This window comes from Streptomyces sp. BBFR51 (assembly GCF_044591655.1).
Taxonomy (GTDB): domain Bacteria; phylum Actinomycetota; class Actinomycetes; order Streptomycetales; family Streptomycetaceae; genus Streptomyces.
This window is the reverse complement of the sequence record NZ_CP172448.1, coordinates 5,906,891-5,924,140: the sequence shown is the minus strand read 5'-3', so window position 1 is coordinate 5,924,140 and position 17,250 is coordinate 5,906,891. Positions and strand designations below refer to the sequence as shown.

At 73.1% G+C, this 17,250-nt stretch carries 11 protein-coding genes; 6 read left to right on the top strand and 5 right to left on the bottom strand.

What is annotated here, in order from left to right; translation table 11 throughout:
• Nucleotides 1–46: 46 nt before the first annotated feature.
• Complete coding sequence (locus tag ACGH7X_RS27190; protein ID WP_399889242.1) at nucleotides 47–1,297, bottom strand: Ig-like domain-containing protein; 1,251 nt, start codon at nucleotides 1,295–1,297, stop codon at nucleotides 47–49.
• Nucleotides 1,298–1,452: 155 nt separating this feature from the next.
• Here ACGH7X_RS27190 and glgX point away from each other — a divergent pair, with 155 nt between their 5' ends.
• Nucleotides 1,453–3,735 carry a glycogen debranching protein GlgX gene (gene glgX, locus ACGH7X_RS27185; RefSeq protein WP_399889239.1) on the top strand — a complete coding sequence of 761 codons (2,283 nt, stop codon included), beginning with the start codon at nucleotides 1,453–1,455 and terminating at the stop codon, nucleotides 3,733–3,735.
• A 12-nt stretch (nucleotides 3,736–3,747) separates the two neighbouring features.
• On the opposite strand, the gene ACGH7X_RS27180 is transcribed toward glgX, so the two are convergent.
• From ACGH7X_RS27180 to ACGH7X_RS27165, 4 genes are read right to left on the bottom strand one after another with little or no spacing between them, the layout of a single operon-like run.
• Nucleotides 3,748–4,389, bottom strand: a complete 642-nt coding sequence (locus ACGH7X_RS27180) for a response regulator (protein ID WP_399889236.1) — start codon at nucleotides 4,387–4,389, stop codon at nucleotides 3,748–3,750.
• Nucleotides 4,379–5,632 (bottom strand): ATP-binding protein, encoded by a 1,254-nt coding sequence (locus tag ACGH7X_RS27175; protein WP_399889233.1) that lies wholly within the window; start codon nucleotides 5,630–5,632, stop codon nucleotides 4,379–4,381. The genes ACGH7X_RS27180 and ACGH7X_RS27175 overlap by 11 nt, the downstream gene beginning before the upstream one ends.
• A gap of 26 nt (nucleotides 5,633–5,658) precedes the next feature.
• Entirely contained in the window at nucleotides 5,659–6,408 is a 750-nt protein-coding gene (locus tag ACGH7X_RS27170; protein WP_399889230.1) for an ABC transporter permease, read from the bottom strand.
• The gene (locus ACGH7X_RS27165) at nucleotides 6,405–7,307 is read right to left on the bottom strand and encodes an ABC transporter ATP-binding protein (protein ID WP_399889227.1); all 903 of its coding nucleotides are present in this window, start codon (nucleotides 7,305–7,307) and stop codon (nucleotides 6,405–6,407) included. Before ACGH7X_RS27165 ends, ACGH7X_RS27170 begins: the two co-directional genes overlap by 4 nt.
• Before the next feature lie 148 nt (nucleotides 7,308–7,455).
• Here ACGH7X_RS27165 and ACGH7X_RS27160 point away from each other — a divergent pair, with 148 nt between their 5' ends.
• The 5 genes from ACGH7X_RS27160 (at nucleotide 7,456) to ACGH7X_RS27140 (ending at nucleotide 17,161) form a co-directional block, all read left to right on the top strand.
• Nucleotides 7,456–9,387 carry an ABC transporter ATP-binding protein gene (locus ACGH7X_RS27160; protein ID WP_399889224.1) on the top strand — a complete coding sequence of 644 codons (1,932 nt, stop codon included), beginning with the start codon at nucleotides 7,456–7,458 and terminating at the stop codon, nucleotides 9,385–9,387.
• The gene (locus ACGH7X_RS27155) at nucleotides 9,384–11,258 is read left to right on the top strand and encodes an ABC transporter ATP-binding protein (protein ID WP_399889221.1); all 1,875 of its coding nucleotides are present in this window, start codon (nucleotides 9,384–9,386) and stop codon (nucleotides 11,256–11,258) included. The genes ACGH7X_RS27160 and ACGH7X_RS27155 overlap by 4 nt, the downstream gene beginning before the upstream one ends.
• On the top strand, nucleotides 11,255–13,057 hold the full coding sequence (locus ACGH7X_RS27150) for an ABC transporter ATP-binding protein (protein WP_399889218.1): 1,803 nt from the start codon (nucleotides 11,255–11,257) through the stop codon (nucleotides 13,055–13,057). The genes ACGH7X_RS27155 and ACGH7X_RS27150 overlap by 4 nt, the downstream gene beginning before the upstream one ends.
• Entirely contained in the window at nucleotides 13,054–14,805 is a 1,752-nt protein-coding gene (locus ACGH7X_RS27145; RefSeq protein ID WP_399889215.1) for an ABC transporter ATP-binding protein, read from the top strand. Before ACGH7X_RS27150 ends, ACGH7X_RS27145 begins: the two co-directional genes overlap by 4 nt.
• A 289-nt stretch (nucleotides 14,806–15,094) precedes the next feature.
• A complete protein-coding gene (locus ACGH7X_RS27140; RefSeq protein WP_399889212.1) occupies nucleotides 15,095–17,161 on the top strand; it encodes a M4 family metallopeptidase in 2,067 nt (688 codons plus the stop codon).
• Nucleotides 17,162–17,250 lie beyond the last annotated feature (89 nt).

The window sequence follows — 17,250 nt, the reverse complement described above, 5'->3', positions numbered from 1 at the left end:
CCGTTCCGTACCGAGTTGGGCGCCGGGTGCCGTGAGCGCGCCGACGTCACTTCACCGCGCTGCCCGCCTTCCACTGCTTCCAGTTCATGTTCCAGCCACCGAGCCCGTTGTCGGGGGCGACCTTCTTGTCCTTGCTGTGGACCACCTCGACGACGTCGCCGATGAGGCTGCGGTCGAAGAACCAGCCCGCCGGGGTGTCGGAACCGCCGCCCTTGGCGTCGCGCAGCCCGACGCAGCCGTGGCTGACGTTGGCCCGGCCGAAGGTGTCGGCGGGCGCCCAGTAGTTGCCGTGCAGGAAGGTCCCGGAGCTGGTCAGACGGATGGCGTGCGGGACGTCGGGGATGTCGTACTCGCCGCCGAAGCCGACCGTGCGGCTGTTCATGCGGGTGACGTCGAGCATCTCGGTGATGACCATCTTGCCGTTGTAGGTGGGGGTGGTCGGCGCTCCCGCGGTGATCGGCACGGTGGCCAGCAGCGTGCCGTCCCGGCGCACCTGCATGGTCCGTTTGAGCGCGTCGACGAGGGAGACCTGGCTGCGGCCGACGGTGAAGGAGAACGTCTTGTGCTGGAGCCCGTAGACCCCGGGTGCGCCCTCGACGTCCCGCAGGTCCAGGTCGACGGTGACCTCGGTGCCGGGCTTCCAGTACTCCTTCGGGCGGAAGTCGACGCGGTCCTTGCCGAACCAGTGGGGGCGGATCTCGGTGCCGGGCTCGGCGGTGACGGAGACGGCGCGTTCGACGGCGGCGCGATCGGTGATCTCGCGGTTGAACTCCAGCGAAACGATCATGCCGGTGCCGACGACCGCCCGGTTCTCGGGGGCGACGTAGGCGATGAAGCGTTCCTCGGGGACGTAGGTGGTGAAGGTGGTGTGCCGGGCGGAGCGGTGTCCCCCGCCGTCCAGGGCCACGGCGTCGACCGTGTACTTGGCGGCGAGCGCGAGCCGGTCGTCGTTGGGTTTCCAGCTGAGGCCGTCCTCGGAGATCCGGCCCGGCACCGGGGTCTCCTGCGCGTCCTGCGCCTTGACGACCTTCACCGATTCCAGCCGGCCGTCGGGCACCCGCACCGACAGCTTCTTCTCCGGCCGGACGGCCTTGCTCCCGTCGTCAGGGGTGACGCGGATGACGTCCTCGGCCGCGGGTGGCTTGCCGAACATCTCGCCGATGCCGTCGCCGATGCCGGAGCCGATGCCACCCCCGTCCGAGGTGCATCCGGCGGCCCCGGCCAGCAGTCCTGCCCATGTCAGTACGGCGGCCAGAGCGGCCCCCGCGCGCCGTGCGCGCCCATGTACGTGCCTCACATCCACCCGTAACGACCGGTCGGCCCTGGGGAAACGTGAGTGCGAGCCACCCGGTGGGCAGAACTGTGGGGAGGACGACGCGACGGGGAGCAGCGGCCGGGACGCCGCACGCCCTCCTGCCGGACGTCGTTCCACGAGCCGTGGGAGGCTGACAGGTGTCCAGCGCAGCCGAGCAGGAGGCGGTGGCCGGGAAGCAGGCCGCCGTGGACGGACGCCCTGCCGTCGTGGACGGACGCCCTGCCCTCGTGGTGGGCGGCGCGCGGCGGGAGGGCCCGTCGTCCGCCGTGCCCGCCGCCTGGCCGGGCACCCCGGTGCCGCTGGGCGCCCGGTTCCGCACCGGCCCGGACCAGGTGGCGGGGACCAACTTCGCGCTGTGGGCGGGCGGGGCGGAGGCGGTGGAGCTGTGCCTGTTCGACGCGCCGGGCCCCGGTGGCGGGGAACGGCGGGTGCGGCTGAGCGAGCTGACGCACGAGATCTGGCACGGCTTCGTGCCCGGCGTCCTGCCCGGGCAGCGCTACGGCTTCAGGGTGCACGGCCGCTGGGACCCGTGGACCGGCGCCCGCTGGAATCCGGCGAAGCTGCTGCTCGACCCGTACGCCCGCGCGGTGGACGGCGACTTCGATCTGCCGCCCGAGGTGTACGGGCATGTGCGGGACTGGCCCGAGCAGCGGGTGGCGGACACCGTGCGCGACGACCGGGACTCGGCGCCCCACGTACCCAAGGGCGTCGTGGTCCATGACGACGACGACTGGTCGGACGACCGGCGCCCGAAGACGCCGTGGGCGGACTCGGTCATCTACGAACTGCACGTGCGCGGCTTCACCAAGCTCCACCCCGACATCCCTCCCGAGCTGCGCGGCACGTACGCGGGCCTCGCGCACCCGGCGGCGATCGCGCACCTGACGCGGCTGGGCGTGACGGCGGTGGAGCTGCTGCCGGTGCACCAGTTCGCGCACGAGAGCCATCTGCTGGAGCGCGGCCTGCGGAACTACTGGGGCTACAACTCGGTCGGCTACTTCGCCCCCCACGCCGCCTACGCCGCCTCCGGCACCACCGGCGAGCAGGTCGGCGAGTTCAAGCGGATGGTGCGCGCGCTGCACGCGGCCGGCATCGAGGTCATCCTCGACGTGGTCTACAACCACACCGCCGAGGCCGGCGAGCTGGGCCCGACGCTGTCCCTGAAGGGCATCGACAACCGCGGCTACTACCGCCTCCAGCCCGACGCGCGCCGGTACGCCGACTACACCGGCTGCGGCAACACCCTGCACGTCGTCCAGCCGCACGTGCTGCGCCTGATCACCGACTCGCTGCGGTACTGGGTCACGGAGATGGGCGTGGACGGCTTCCGCTTCGACCTGGCGGCGGCGCTGGCCCGCTCGATGCACGACGTCGACATGCTGTCCCCGTTCCTCGCGGTGATCGCGCAGGATCCGGTGCTGCGCCGGGTGAAGCTGATCGCCGAGCCGTGGGACGTCGGCTCGGGCGGCTACCAGGTGGGCGCGTTCCCGCCGCTGTGGACGGAGTGGAACGACCGCTATCGCGACGCGGTCCGGGACTTCTGGCGGCACGCGCTGCCGGACGTGCGGGAGATGGGCTACCGCCTGTCGGGCTCCAGCGACCTGTACGCGTGGGGCGGGCGGCGGCCGTACGCGTCGGTCAACTTCGTCACCGCGCACGACGGCTTCACGCTGCGGGACCTCGTGTCGTACGAGCGCAAGCACAACGAGGCCAACGGCGAGGGCAACCGGGACGGCACGGACGACAACCGGTCCTGGAACTGCGGCGCGGAGGGAGAGACGGACGACGCGGACGTACGGGCCCTGCGGCGCCGTCAGCTGCGCAACCTGCTGACGACGCTGCTGCTGTCGACCGGGGTGCCGATGCTGGTCGCGGGCGACGAGATGGGCCGCACCCAGCGGGGCGGCAACAACGCCTACTGCCAGGACAACGAGATCGGCTGGGTGGACTGGAGTCTGCTGGACGACCCGCAGTGGCGCCCGCTGTTCGAGCTGGCCTCCCGGCTGATCGCCCTGCGCCACCGGCATCCCGTCCTGCGCCGCCGGGCCTTCTTCTCCGGCCGGGCGCACTCCGCGGACGGCCTGCGCGACCTGGCGTGGTTCACCGCACAGGGGACGGAGATGACGGAGCGGGACTGGTATGCCCCCGCCGCCGGCCTCGGCATGTACCTGTCCGGGCGGGACATCCCGGGCCGCGACGAGCGCGGCGACCCGATCGCCGACGACAGTTTCCTGGCCGTCCTGCACGCGGGCGAGGGCCCGGCCGGCTTCGTCCTGCCGGGCCCCCCGTGGGCCGAGCGGTACGAGGTGGTCGTCGACACGGGCCGGGAGGAGCAGCGCGAGGCGCCGGGCACCACGTACCCGGCGGGCACGGAGATCACGGTGCCGGCCCGGACGGTGCTGCTGCTGAAGGCGGGGTGAGCGGGGCCCGGTTCAGCCGAGGATGCCCCGGTCGTACGCGGTCGCGACCGCCGCCGCGCGGTCGCCCACGCCGAGCTTGGCGTACAGGTGGGTGAGGTGGGTCTTCACGGTCGCCTCGCTGATGAACAGCTCCCGGGCGATCTCCTTGTTGGACGTGCCGCGCGCCACCAGGGCGAGCACCTCGCGCTCGCGCGCGGAGAGGGGCTCGCCACCGGCCTTGGGGCCGCGGACGGCGGAGACCAGACGGGAGGCGACCGCCGGGGAGAGGACGGTGCGCCCCTGGGCCGCCGCGCGGACCGCGGTGAACAGGTCGTCGCGGGGCGCGTCCTTGAGGAGGTATCCGGTCGCGCCGGCCTCGATCGCGGGCAGGGTGTCGGAGTCGGTGTCGTAGGTGGTCAGCACGAGCACCCGGGCGCGGGCGCCGCGCCGGGTCAGCTCCCGGATGGCGTCCACGCCCGCGCCGCCCGGCATCCGCAGGTCCATCAGGATCACGTCCGGGTCGAGCGCGGTGGCCCGCTCCACGGCCTCGACGCCGCCCGCGGCCTCGCCGAGGACGCGGAAGCCGGGCGCGGACTCGAACATGCCGCGCAGGCCGTCGCGGACCACGGGGTGGTCGTCGACGACGAGGAGGGAGATCACGGCGTCATCGGTCATGGCGGACCAACGGTACGCGAGCCGAGACGGCCGTGCCGTGGCCCGGTTCCGCCTCGACGGTGAGCGATCCCGCGATGCGCTCGGCGCGGACCCGCATGCCGTCGAGGCCGAAGCCGCCGACGGTGGTGCGCTCCCGTGCGGTCAGCGGGTCGAAGCCCCGGCCGTCGTCCCGGACGTCGAGGGTGACCTCGTCGCCCATGTAGGACAGGGTGACGCCCACCCGGTCGGCGTGCGCGTGGCGGGCGGTGTTGGACAGGGCCTCCTGGACGACGCGCAGGAGGGTGGCGGCGACCTCGTCGTGGAGTTGCTCGGCGGTGCCGGTGACGGTGAACCGGGCCTGGACGCCGGTGCGCTCGCCCCACTCGGTCACCGTCTTCTTCAGCGCGTCCGGCAGCCCGTCGTCGGCCAGCGCGACCGGGGAGAGGTTGTGCACGGAGCGGCGGGCCTCGCCGAGGCTGTGCCGGGCCAGCGCGAGGGCCCGGTCCATGTGCTCGCGGCCCAGCACCGGATCGGGGGTGGCCGTGACGACCTGGAGCTGGGCGATGATGCCGGTCAGGCCCTGGGCGAGGGTGTCGTGGATCTCGGCGGCCAGCCGCCTGCGTTCGTCGGCGACGCCGGCCTCCCGGGCCTGGACGAGGAGCTGGGCGTGGAGGGCGGCGTTCTCGTCGAGGGCCTGCTGCAGCGCCGCGTTGGTGCGCTCCAGCTCGGCGATGGTCTCGACCCGGGCGCGGCTGCGGGCCGCCTCCGTCTCGGCGAGGCGCGCGAACACCACGAGGAGTACGACGTTGACCGCGAGGATCGCGCCGAAGAGCACCCAGCCCGCCGCGTCGTCGGGCGGCAGCCCGCCCGACTGCGAGCCCGCGATCGTCACCGCCGTCAGGAGCAGTCCCGGTTTGAGCAGCCGGGGCGGCAGCAGCCGGTCGACCCCGAAGTAGCCGGAGTACGCGTAGAAGCCGAACAGCGGGTTGAGCCAGGACAGGACGAAGGCGATGCCGCAGCGCACGAAGTAGAGGCAGACGCTCGCCGGGGTCGGCCCGGGCCGGGTGCGGGCCGACCCGGCCCACCACAGCTGCATGCCGACCGCGACCGCGATCAGGGCGCCCGCGAGGTACCACTGGCCCGCGGTCATGCCGATCAGGTCGGAGGCCGCGGCGGCGACCGCGGTGCCGACGGCGAGCAGGCCGAACGGCCCCCACTGGTGGAACGCCGTCCACTGGCGCTCGACGGTTCCCGCGTCGGTCATCGGGCCAGTGTCGGCCATCGGCGCGCTCATTCCCAGCGGAACCTGCGTGCGGCCGCCGAGGTGAGCACCGCTGTCCAGGCCACCAGAATCGCCAGGTGGGACCAGTGGGGCCAGCCGCCGGCCGCCGCCTCGTTGAGGGCCTGCGCGGCGGCGCCGAAGGGGGTCAAGCCCACGATCTCGGCCAGCAGGTCCGGCATGGCCTGCACCGGCAGCCACACGCCCGCGCAGAACATCGCCGGGAACAGTGCGGCCGACCCGATGGCGCCGGCCATCTTCGTGGTGCGGGACAGGGCGGAGAGCAGGGCGCCCAGGGAGAGCGCGGCGAGCACGGCCAGCAGCAGCGCGAGGAGGTAGCCGAGGGGCTGCCCGGGCAGCGCCACGTCGAAGGCGATGCGGCCGACCGCCAGCGCGAGCAGCGCCGAGAGGAGGGCGGCCCCGCCGCACACCACCATCTGCGCGGACAGCAGGGCCGCCGGTCGCACCGGCGTGGCGGACATCCGGCGCAGGATGCCCCGCTCCCGGTAGCCGGTGAGGACCTGCGGCATGCCCTGGAGGCCGCCGACGGTCAGGCCGAGGAGCACGGCCACCGGCACGTAGGCGTCGACCGGGCGCAGTCCGCCGAAAGAGGGGTCGGCCTCGCGGAAGGACGGGATGGAGCCGAGGATCGCCAGCAGCAGGGTCGGGAACAGCAGCATCCAGAACAGGGCGCCCGGTTCGCGGCGGAACAGACGCAGTTCGGTCTTCAGTACGGCGGTGTCGAGGACGGCGGTCTTCATGCGGTGGCCTCCGTGAGGTCCAGGAAGGCGTCGTCCAGCGTGGTGTCGGTGACCCGGAGCTGGTGGGCGGTGACGCGGGTGCGGGCGAGCAGGGTGATGACGGCGTTGACCGTCTCGTCCGTGCCGGACAGGGTCACGCGCCCGTCCCGGTACGCGACGGAGGCGAGTGCGGGCAGCCCGCGCAGGTCCGTGTCGTCGAGCGGCTCGGACGGGGTGAAGCTGATGACGGTGGCGCCCGCCGAGCGCCGGATGAGCCCGGCCGGGGTGTCCAGGGCGGCGACCCGGCCCCGGTCGATCACCGCGATCCGGTCGCACAGGCGCTGCGCCTCCTCCATGAAATGGGTGACCAGCAGGACGGTGACACCGCCCGCGCGGATGTCCTCGATGAGCTGCCAGGTCTCCCGGCGGGCGCGCGGGTCGAGGCCGGTGGTCAGCTCGTCCAGGACGACGACGCGGGGATTGCCGACCAGGGCCAGCGCGATGAACAGGCGCTGCTTCTGACCGCCGGAGAGCTTCGCGAACCGGGTGTCCAGCATCGGGGTGAGGTCGAGCCGCTCGGCGAGCGGGCGCCAGTCGGCCGGTGCCGGGTAGAAGGCGGCGTACAGCTCCAGGGCCTCGCGGACGGTGAGCTTGGGCTGCACCTCGCTCTGCTGGAGCTGGGCCCCGAGGACGCGGGCGACCTTCTCGTGGTCGGCGACGGGGTCGAGGCCGGTGACGCGGACCCGGCCCGCGTCGGGGACGCGCAGGCCCTCGACGCATTCGACGGTGGTGGTCTTGCCGGCGCCGTTCGGGCCGAGGACGCCGAAGATCTCGCCCTCCTCGACGGCGAAGGACACACCGTCGACGACGGGGCGTCCGCCGTAGGACTTGCGCAGGTCGGTGACTTCGATGACGGGCATGCCACCAGCGTCCCGGTGAGCGGGCGCCCGGCACATCGGCCGACGCGCTCGAAGGCGCATCAGCCGATCGGTTGATGCCCCCGTACGACCCCGGTGCGCGCGAAAACTCGGTGGGCTCTGTCAGTGGTGAACCGTAGGCTCGCTGCTGATGCCCACGACACCTGCACCCGCCACGGATCTCGCCCCGGACCCTGCCGAGAGGCGTTCCACCGTACGTGCCCTGCTGCGGCTGTGGCCCTATGTCCGGCCGGTTCGCGCGCGGTTGGGGACCGCGGCGTTCGTGGCGATCCTCGCCTCCTGCGTGGGTCTGGTGATCCCGCTCGTCCTCAAGTGGATGGTGGACGGGCCGGTCGCCGACCGCGATCCGGCGGGCGTGTGGCTCGGGGCGCTGTACCTGCTGCTCCTCGGCCTCGCGGAGGCGCTGCTGTTCGGGCTGCGGCGGTGGCTGGTGGCCCGGCCGCTGGCGGGGGTCGAGGCGGGGATGCGGGCGGATCTGTTCCGTCATCTGCAGCGGCTGCCGGTGGCCTTCCACGACCGCTGGGCCTCGGGGCAGTTGCTGTCGCGCGGGACGACCGACCTGATGCTGCTCCGCATGTTCCTCGCCTTCCCGCTGACGTTCCTGCTGGTCAACGGCGTGACGATCCTGGTCGGCGTGGGCATCATGCTGGTCCAGGACTGGACGCTGGGGCTGGTCATCCTCGGGCCCGCCATCCCGGTGATGATCACCTGCGGCATCTTCGAGAAGAAGTACTCCGCGGTGGCGCGGCGCGCGCAGGACCAGGTCGGGGATCTGACGACCGTGGTCGAGGAGAGCGTGCTCGGCGTCCGGATCATCAAGGGGTTCGGCCGGCACCGCAGCCAGGCCCGGGCCTTCCACGAGCTGTCGCACACGCTGCGCGGGACGGAGCTGCGCAAGGCACGGCTGCTGGCGGCCATCTGGGCGGTCATCGTGACGCTGCCGGAGGTGGCGATCGGTGCCGCGCTGGTCGTCGGGGCGGTGCAGGTGGCGGACGGGTCGCTGTCGGCGGGGACGCTGGTGGCGTTCCTGTCCACGGCGCTGGCCCTGCGGTGGCCGGTGGAGTCCATCGGCTTCCTGCTGGCGATGAGCCAGGAGGCGGCGACGGCCACGGACCGGTACTTCGAGGTGATGGACGCGGAGGTGGAAGCCGACCCAGCTGCGGGCAGTCGTGCCGCTGGGGCGATGGGGGTCCCCCCGCTCGAGCGAAGCCGAGAGTGGGGGAGGGTGGGCGCAGCAGCACCCCGCTACGCCGGGCCGCGCCCCCTCCCCGAGGTCGGCACCGGCGCCGGTCAGCTACAAGGCCTGCGGTTCGAGCACGTACGGTTCCGTTATCCTGACGCGCCCCCCGGCTCCCCGCCCCTCCTGACGGACGTCGACCTGCACATCCGCCCCGGTGAGTCCATGGCCCTGGTCGGCGCGACCGGCAGTGGGAAGACGACGCTGACCGCGCTCGTCCCGCGCCTGCACGAGGTGACCGAGGGCCGGATCACGCTGGACGGCGAGGACATCACCGCCCTGTCCCGCGAGGAGCTGCGCTCCATGGTCGCCGTGGCCTTCGAGGAGCCCACCCTCTTCTCGGCGACCGTCGGCGAGAACGTGCTGATGGGGGCCGGTGACGGCGCCGGTGACGAGGAGCTGGGGCGGGCGCTGGCCGTCGCCCAGGCCGACTTCGCGCACGCCCTTCCCGAGGGCACCGGCACCCAGGTCGGCGAGCAGGGCCTCAGCCTGTCCGGCGGCCAGCGCCAGCGCCTCGCGCTCGCCCGGGCGGTGGTCGGCAGACCGAGGTTCCTCGTCCTGGACGATCCGCTGTCCGCGCTGGACGTGCACACGGAGGCCGCCGTGGAGGCCGCCCTGCGGCAGGTCCTCGCGGACACCACGGCCCTGATCGTGGCCCACCGCCCCTCCACCGTCCTGCTCGCCGACCGCGTCGCCCTGCTCTCGCACGGCCGCATCACCGCCGTCGGCACCCACCAGGAACTGCTGCGCACCAGCACCGAGTACGCCCACCTGATGTCCGGGCTCGACGGGCACGGGGTGCCCGGGGAAGGGGAGCGCCGATGAGTGCGCCCACGGCCACCGCGCCGGACAGGGAACGACCGGAGGGCAGGGACCCGGCGGAGGAGGCGGACACGCGCGCGGCCGACGCCCTCTTCGACCAGGACGTCCTGCCCAGCCCGCCGGGCGCGACCGGTCGCCTGCTGCGCTCCCTGCTGGCGCCCCTGAAGGCCCGCGTCGCGCTCACCACGCTGCTCCTGCTGTTCCAGCAGGCGGCGGTGCAGGCGGGCCCGCTGCTGGTGGCGTACGCCATCGACCACGCCGTGCCGGCCCTGCGGGACGACGACCACGGTCCGCTGATCGCGGTGGGCGCCGGCTACCTGCTGTGCTCGCTGGCGGCGGGCGCGCTGCAGTACGCCTTCATCGCGGCGGCGGCGCGTGTCAGCCAGGACGTGCTCCTCGACCTGCGCGGCCGCATCTTCCGGCACGCGCAGGCGCTGAGCGTCGACTTCCACGAGCGCTACACCTCGGGCCGGCTCATCTCCCGCTCCACCACGGACGTGGAGGCCCTGCGCGAGCTGCTCGACGAGGGCCTCCAGGAGCTGGTGACGGTCATCCTCTCCTTCGTCTACATCGCGGCGCTGCTGCTCTGGCTCGACCTGGGTCTGGGCGCCGTCGCGGTGGCGTCGTTCGTGCCGCTGTACGCGCTGGTGCGGCTGTACCGGCGGCGCGCGGGGCGGGTGTACCGGCAGCGGTCCACGGCGATCGCGGCGGTGATCGTGAAGTTCGTGGAGACGATGAACGGCATCCGGCCGGTGCGCGCCTTCCGCCGGGAGACCGTCAACGACGCCGAGTTCGCGGTGCTGAACCGCCGCCACGAGCGGACCAACGGCAACGCGCTGCTGGAGATGGCGCGTTACGTGGTCGGTTCCCGGCTGGTCGCCAACACGGCCGTCGCGGGGATCGTGCTGTGGGGCGCCTACCGGGTCGCCGACGACACGCTGGCGCTCGGTGTGCTGGCTGCGGCGGTGCTGTATCTGCGCCGACTGTACGACCCGATCGACCGGCTCGGCATGTTCCTGAACTCGTACCAGTCGGCGGCGGCCTCGCTGGAGAAGATCGCCGGGCTGCTGGCCCAGACTCCGTCGGTGCCGGAGCCGACCGCGCCGAAGGAGCTGCCGCCGCTGGAGTCGGAGCACCCCGGCCGCGAGGTCGTCTTCGACGAGGTGAGCTTCGGGTACCGCACCGGCGGCGAGGTGCTGCCCCGCTTCGGGCTGACGCTGCCGGCCGGGCAGACGGTCGCCGTGGTGGGCTCGACCGGCGCGGGCAAGTCGACGCTGGCCAAGCTGCTCGCCCGGTTCTACGACCCCTCCGAGGGCCGGGTCCTGCTGGACGGCACCGACCTGCGCGACCTCGCCGTGCCCGAACTGCGGCGCGGGGTGGTGATGGTGACCCAGGAGGCGTTCCTGTTCTCCGGCACGGTCGCCGACAACATCGCCATCGGCCGTCCGGAGGCGACGCGGGAGGAGATCGAGCGGGCCGCGAAGGCGATCGGCGCCCACGACTTCGTCGTCGCCCTGCCCGACGGATACGACACGGACGTCCGCAAGCGGGGCGGTCGCATCTCCGCGGGTCAGCGGCAGCTCGTGGCGTTCGCGCGGGCGCTGCTCGCGGACCCGGCGGTGCTGATCCTGGACGAGGCGACCAGTTCGCTGGACATCCCCGGGGAGCGGGCGGTGCAGCGGGCGATGGCGACGGTGCTGAAGGGCCGTACGGCGGTCGTGATCGCGCACCGGCTCTCCACCGTGGAGATCGCCGACCGGGTGCTGGTGATGGAGCACGGCCGGATCGTCGAGGACGGCACCCCGGCCGAACTGATCGCCGGTACGGGCCGGTTCGCGGACCTGCACCGGGCCTGGCGGGACAGCCTGGCATGAGGATCGACGCGTACGAGGATCCGGGCGCACCGGACCGCCGGGGCGGCTGGCGCTACCTGGCGTGGCTGGTCGGACGGCAGTGGCCGCGGTGTCTGGGGGCGGCGGTGCTGTCCAGTGTCTGGATGGTGCTGCTGGCGGCGACGCCGTACCTGATGGCCCGGGCCGTCGACCACGGTCTTGAGCCCGGCGACATGGGTGCGCTGGCGCTCTGGACGGGCGCCATGGTCGCCGTCGGCGGGGTCAACGCGTGGCTGGGCATGATGCGCCACCGCACGATGACGAAGGTCCGGATGGACGCCAACTTCCGCACCGTCAAGGTGGTCGTCGGGCACGCCACGCGGCTCGGCGCCGCCCTGCGCGGTCAGGTGGGGGCCGGCGAGGTCGTCACCATCGGGGTGGGCGACGTGCAGACCATCAGCACGTCCCTGACGGCCGTGGGGCCCGGCATCGGGGCGGTCGTCGCCTACGCGGCGGTCGGCGGGCTGATGCTGTCGGTGTCCACCCGGCTCGCCCTGGTGGTGCTGCTCGGGGTGCCGGTGCTCGGGGTGCTGCTCGGCCCGCTCATGGGACGGTTGCAGGGCAGGGAGGCCGAGTACCGGGAGCGGCAGTCCGTGCTGACCGCGCGGATCGGCGACCTCGCGGGCGGACTGCGGGTGCTGAACGGGCTGGGCGGCAAGGGCCTGGTCGCGGACGCGTTCCGCCGGGACTCGGGGCATCTGCGCGAGCAGGGCTACCGGGTCGGCGCGGTGACCAGCTGGATCCAGGCCCTCGGGGTGGGACTGCCGGTGCTGTTCCTGGCGCTGGTGACGTGGATGGGCGCCCGGCTGGCCGCGCAGGGGCACATCAGCGTGGGCGAACTGGTGTCGGTGTACGGCTACGTGGTGGCGCTCGGCTGGCCGGTGGCGTTCCTCATCGAGATGGGCCATCAGCTCAGCCGCGGCGTGGTGGCCGCCCGCCGCGTCGTCACGTTCCTGCGCCTCGAGCCGGAACCGGACGAGGGCGCCCGCGACGCCCCCGCGGAACCCTCGGTGCTGTACGACCCGGCCTCGGGAGTGCACGTACTGCCCGGCAGCCTGACCGCCCTGGTCACGTCCCGCCCGTCCGACGCCACCGAGATACTGGACCGCCTGGGCCGCTACACCCCGTCGGACGTGACATGGGGCGGCATCCCGTTGACCGATATCCCGCTCCCCCAGATCCGGTCCCGCATCCTGATCGCGGACGCGGAGGCAGACCTCTTCACAGGCACCCTCAGCGATGTGATCGGCGCTCAGGAGATGCCGGTAAGGGGCGCGGGCAGTGTCGAGTTGCGGCTCCGCCGCGTGGGCGCGACCAGCCACGACGCACCCGCAGACGCCCAACGACCCGCTGAGGCAGATGAATCGGCGCACCTCACCGCAGCCATCCACGCGGCCGCAGCCGAAGACATCGTCCGCGCCCTCCCCGACGGCCTGAAAACCCAGGTCGCGGCCCAGGCCCGAGACCTCTCCGGCGGCCAGCGCCAGCGCATCCGCCTCGCAAGGGCCCTCCTGACCGACCCCGAAATCCTCCTCGCCCCAGAGCCCACCTCCGCCCTGGACGCCCACACGGAGGCCACCGTGGCGGACCGCCTCAAGAGGGCCCGCAAGGGCCGTACGACCGTACTCGCCGCCACCTCACCGCTCCTGCTGGACCGCGCGGACGTCGTGCACCACCTGGTCGACGGCAAGGTCGCGGCCACCGGCACGCACCGCGAACTCCTGGACAGCGAACCGGGGTACCGCGCCCTGGTCGCGCGCGACGACGAGGTGGTCCGATGACACAGCTGCCCGTCGCCGAGCGCACCGACGTCCGCCGGGCGGCGGCCCACCTCGTGCGCGGCGACCGGCGGGCTTTCTGGGTGGTCCTCGGGCTCAACGCGCTGGCCGCGCTGGCCGGGCTCGCGGGACCGTGGCTGCTGGGCCGGATCGTCGACGAGGTGCGCGACGGGGGCGGGGTCGGCGCCGTGGACCGGATGGCCCTGGCCATCCTGCTGTGCTCGCTGGCGCAGCTGCTGCTGGCCCGCTGGGCGCGGTACGTGGGGCACCGGTTCGGGGAGCGGACGCTCGCCCGGGTGCGGGAGCGGTACGTGGACCGGGCGCTGGCGCTGCCCGCGTCCGTGGTGGAGCGGGCGGGCACCGGTGACCTGACGACGCGCGGCACCGCCGACGTGACCACCGTCGGCACGACGCTGCGCGACGCCGGTCCCGAGCTGCTGGTCAACGCCGTGCAGGCGCTGTTCCTCACCGCCGCGGTGTTCGTGCTCGACCCGCTGCTCGGCCTGGTGGGGGTGCTGGGTCTGACGCCGGCCTGGCTGGCGCTGCGCTGGTACCTGCGCCGGGCGCGGGCCGGTTACCTCGCCGAGGGCGCGGCCAACTCGGACGTCGCCGAGAGCCTGGCCGCCACGGTGGCGGGGGCCCGCACGGTCGAGGCGTTCCGGCTGGCCGAACGCCGGGTGACGACGAGCCGCGAGGCGCTGGAGGTCTCGCGGCGCACCCGCTTCCGCACCCTGTTCCTGCGCAGTGTGTTCTTCCCGGCGGTGGACGTCTCGTACGTGCTTCCGGTCGCGGGGGTGCTGCTGTTCGGCGGGTTCCTGCACGCGCACGGGTCGGTGAGCCTCGGGGTGGTGGTGTCCTGCGCCGTGTACCTCCAGCAGCTGGCGGGGCCGCTCGACGAGGTGCTGATGCGGACCGAGCAGCTCCAGGCCGGCGGCGCGTCCTTCGCCCGGGTGGAGGGGCTGGCTCGCGCGCCGCGGGCGAGGGCGGACGACTCGGCGGTGCCGGCGGACGACCGTATCGACGTGTCCGGGGTGCGGTACGCCTACGACCGGGGCGGCGAGGTGCTGCGCGGGGTCGACCTGACCGTGCGACCGGGTGAGCGGCTGGCGGTCGTCGGTCCTTCGGGGGCCGGCAAGACCACGCTGAGCCGGCTGCTGGCGGGCGTGGACGCGCCGACGGAGGGTTCGGTGACGGTGGGCGGGGTGCCGGTGGTCGATCTCGGGCCGGAGCGGCTGCGCCGCCAGGTCGTACTCGTGACCCAGGAGCACCACGTGTTCCTGGGCACGGTGCGGGACAACCTCCTCATCGCCGAACCGGCGGCCACGGACGAGCAGTTGTGGGCCGCGCTCGCGGCGGTCGGCGCCGAGCAGTGGGTGCGGGAGCTGCCCGGGGACCTCGGCGCCGAGCTGGGCGCGAAGGGGCACTCCACGGACGGCTCGCAGGCCCAGCAGCTCGCCCTGGCCCGGGTGGTGCTGGCCGACCCGCACACCCTGATCCTGGACGAGGCCACCGCCCTGCTGGACCCGACGACGGCCCGGCACACCGAGCAGGCGCTCGCCGCCGTGCTGAAGGGCCGTACGGTCATCGCCATCGCGCACCGCCTGCACACCGCGCACGACGCCGACCGGGTGGCGGTGATGGAGGACGGCCTGCTGACGGAGCTGGGCACGCACGACGAACTGGTGGCGGCGGGCGGTGCGTACGCGGCCCTGTGGGGTTCCTGGCACGGGGAGCCGCTCGCCGGATACTGACCGGCCGGACAGTAACCGGACCGGGACAGCAAAGATTCCGTTTATCGAACGTGAACGCCCGGTCAACGAACCATTTCCGGCCAACTTACTGACGCGCTCCTGACAAGTAGCGCTTTCTCCTGCCACTCTTCCGTCGGCCCTCCACAGCGCCCCCACAGCTTCCCCACGAGCGCTGTGCCGCGGCCAGCTCCGAGCACGTGGTTTCTGCGTACACAGTTCCGCCCGGGCGGCCACCCGCCGACCGGTCTCCCCTGGCCGCGCGACCCGCGGCCACGCAGAAGGAGTCAGTGTGAGCAGCAGTACTCCCCACAGACGCACCTCCCACACCACCACGCACGCCACCTCCCGCGCCGCCTCCCGCCGGGCCACGCACCGGCGTGCCGCGGCCGTCGCGCTGGCCGGTGTCGCCGCGCTGATCGCCACGGCGGTCCAGTCCGGCACCGCCACCGCGGCCCCCGGGCCGTCCCCCGCGAAGGGCGCCGAGCTGGTCGGGCTCACCCCGTCCCAGCGCGCCGAACTGATCCGCGACGCCAACGCCGGCAGGGCGGCGACCGCCGACGACCTGGGCCTGGGCGCCAAGGAGAAGCTGGTCGTCCGTGACGTCGCCAAGGACCGCGACGGCACCCTGCACACCCGCTACGAGCGCACCTACGACGGGCTGCCGGTGCTCGGCGGCGACCTCGTGGTCACCAGTGACGCCGGGAAGACCGGCCAGGTCGTGAAGGCCACGGCGAAGGCCATCAGGCCCGCCACCGTGACGCCGAAGATCTCCGCGGCGAAGGCCGAGTCGCAGGCGGTGTCCGCGGCGAAGGCCGCCGGCGCCGAACAGCCGGACGCCGACCGCGCCCCGCGCAAGGTGATCTGGGCGGCGAACGGCACCCCGGTCCTGGCGTACGAGACGGTGGTGGGCGGCCTCCAGGAGGACGGCACCCCGAACGAACTGCACGTCGTCACCGACGCCGCCACCGGTGCCAAGCTTTACGAGTACCAGGCCATCGAGAACGGCACCGGCAACACGCTGTACAGCGGCACGGTGACGCTGGGCACCGCGCGGTCCGGGTCGTCGTACACGCTGACCGACACCGCGCGCGGCAACCACAAGACGTACAACCTGAACGGCGGTTCGTCCGGCACCGGCTCGCTGTTCACCAACTCCGACGACGTGTGGGGCAACGGCAGCGCCTCCGACCCGGAGACCGCCGCCGCCGACGCCCACTACGGGGCGGCGCTGACCTGGGACTACTACAAGAACGTGCACGGCCGTTCCGGCATCCGCGGCGACGGTGTGGGCGCGTACAGCCGGGTCCACTACGGCAACAACTACGTCAACGCCTTCTGGTCGGACGGCTGCTTCTGCATGACGTACGGCGACGGAACGGGCAACTCCAACCCGCTCACCGCCATCGACGTGGCCGGGCACGAGATGACCCACGGCGTCACGTCCAACACTGCGGGCCTCAACTACAGCGGCGAGTCCGGCGGCCTCAACGAGGCGACCAGCGACATCTTCGGCACGTCGGTCGAGTTCTACGCCAACAACTCCTCCGACGTCGGTGACTACCTCATCGGCGAGGAGATCGACATCAACGGGGACGGCACCCCGCTGCGCTACATGGACGAGCCCAGCAAGGACGGCGCGTCCAAGGACTACTGGTACTCGGGGATCGGCGGAGTGGACGTCCACTACTCCTCCGGCCCGGCGAACCACTTCTTCTACCTGCTGAGCGAGGGCAGCGGCACCAAGACGGTCAACGGTGTCACGTACGACTCGCCCACCTCGGACGGCCTTCCGGTCACCGGCATCGGCCGCGCCAAGGCGGAGAAGATCTGGTTCCGCGCGCTGACCACCAAGTTCACGTCGACCACCAACTACGCGGCCGCCCGCACCGGCACCCTCGCGGCGACCGGCGAGCTGTACGGCACCGACAGCGCCGAGTACACGGCGGTGCAGAACGCGTGGGCGGGCATCAACGTCGGCTCGCGGCCCGGTGGCGGCGACCCCGGTGACGGCACCACGTTCGAGAGCACCACGAACGTGAACATCCCCGACTACGGGTCCGCGGTGACCTCGTCCCTCACGGTCTCCGGCCGTGCCGGCAACGCGCCGAGCAACCTCCAGGTGGGCGTGGACATCGTGCACAGCTGGCGCGGTGACCTGCGGATCGACCTGGTCGCGCCGGACGGGTCGGCGTACCGCCTGAAGAACAGCGGCTACGACCCGGCCGAGGACGTGCACGAGACCTACACGGTCAACGCCTCCTCCGAACCGGCCAACGGCACCTGGAAGCTGCGGGTCCAGGACCAGGGCCCGGCGGACACCGGCTACATCGACGCCTGGCGGCTGACCTTCCCGTAGGCCGGACGGCTCTCGGGCGCACCACCCAAGTCAGGGCGCCGCTTCGGAGGTTCGATTCCTCCGGGGCGGCGCCCTCTCCATGTCCGCCG